At 62.6% G+C, this 1,660-nt stretch carries 1 protein-coding gene; it reads left to right on the top strand.

Features of this window, described 5'->3' with window-relative positions; genetic code table 11:
• Nucleotides 1-106: 106 nt before the first annotated feature.
• Nucleotides 107-1,522: an ISNCY family transposase gene (locus BMG07_RS40540; RefSeq protein ID WP_198089192.1), complete on the top strand. Its 1,416-nt coding sequence runs from the start codon at nucleotides 107-109 to the stop codon at nucleotides 1,520-1,522.
• Nucleotides 1,523-1,660: the final 138 nt, after the last annotated feature.

The raw sequence follows: 1,660 nt of genomic DNA, 5'->3' as shown, positions 1-1,660 counted from the left end.
ATTGTGTTGAGAAAATCGTGTAGGCCCCGAGTAGTAATGTCCGTTTTCTCCCAAGTAGAAATGTCGCATCGTGGCGCCCCCGCTGTGTGGGATTCGAGGTGGCGCGATGGCCCAGGCAAGTGCGACGATCACTATGACGATGCGCGAAGTCGACCGCATCAAAACGATGCAGGCATTGGTGGATCGCATGCTGCGACCCGCGCAGGCCGCGGCGCGCCTGGGGCTCACGGTGCGCCAGGTAGCGCGGCTGGCGCAGCGCTACCGTGATGATGGCCCTGAAGGCTTGGTCTCGCGCAAACGCGGCAAACCCAGCAACAACCAGCTGAGCGCCGGCGTGGCAGATCGGGCGCTGAGGATCGTGCGCGAGCGCTATGCTGACTTCGGCCCAACGCTGGCAGCAGAGAAGCTCGCGGAACTGCACGGCCTGAAGATTGGCGTTGAGACCTTACGCGGGCTCATGACAGCCGCAGGTCTCTGGACGCCCCGCAAGCAGCGCGCCCCCAAGATCCATCAACCAAGGAATCGCCGTTCGTGCTTGGGCGAGCTGATCCAGATCGACGGCAGCGACCACGCCTGGTTCGAGGATCGCGCGCCGAAATGCACGCTGCTTGTGTTCATCGACGATGCCACCAGCCGGTTGATGCAGCTGCACTTCGTGCCGACCGAATCGTCGTTTGCGTACTTCGAGGCGACCCGAGGCTATATCGAGCAGCACGGCAAGCCTGTGGCGTTCTACAGCGACAAGGCGAGCATCTTCCGCGCGGTGCAGACCTCGACCGACTTCGGCCGCGGCGCCACGCAATACGGTCGTGCGCTGTTCGAGCTGAACATCGACATCATGTGCGCCAACACCAGTCAGGCCAAGGGTCGTGTCGAGCGTGCCAACCTGACGCTGCAGGACCGGCTGGTCAAGGAATTGCGCCTGCGCGGGATCAACACGCGCGATGCGGCAAACGCCTTTGCGCCGCGCTTCATGGCGGACTTCAATGCGCGGTTTGCGAAGCCGGCCAGGCGGGACTTCGATGCCCATCGGCCTGTGCGAGCCGACGAGGATCTCGATCTGATCTTCACCTGGCGGCTGCAGCGCAAGGTGTCACTCTCACTGACGCTGCAGCACGACCGCGTGATCTACTTGCTCAAGGACACGCCGGCCAACCGCAAGCTGATCCATCGCTACATCGATGTCTACGAGTATCCGGACGGCCGCATCGAACTGCGCGCGGACGGCGTCAGTCTGGCCTATGAGCGCTACGACAGACTACCGCAGGTGGACGCGGCTGCCATCGTGGAGAACAAGCGTTTGGGCCATGCACTGCAGGCTGCCCTGGTGATCCAGAGCCAGCGCGACGATCGCAGGAAGTCCAGCACGCCCTCGCGCACGAATCAGGGGCAGGCGCCCTACCCTCGCAAGGCTCTGCCGGGCGCCAAGCGCTCGAGGCAGTTCACATCCGAAGACCTCGAACTGGCCGTGATGAGCGTCTGCAAGCCACCCGCGCCGCCCCATCGGGCAGCGCTGAAATGACGATCGTGATGCCTTCGGCGGCAAGCCTGTGCAGGTGCACAAGCAAGGCAGTCACTGCGTTTGCTGGAGACCTTCAAGAAAGAACAAATGCGACATTTCTATTTAGCCAGAGATGCGACTTCTGAACTTGGCCTTGAC

Source organism: Variovorax sp. E3, from assembly GCF_016082275.1.
Lineage (GTDB): Bacteria > Pseudomonadota > Gammaproteobacteria > Burkholderiales > Burkholderiaceae_C > Variovorax.
The sequence above is the reverse complement of the archived record's forward strand: the minus strand, read 5'-3'. Positions and strand labels throughout refer to the sequence as shown.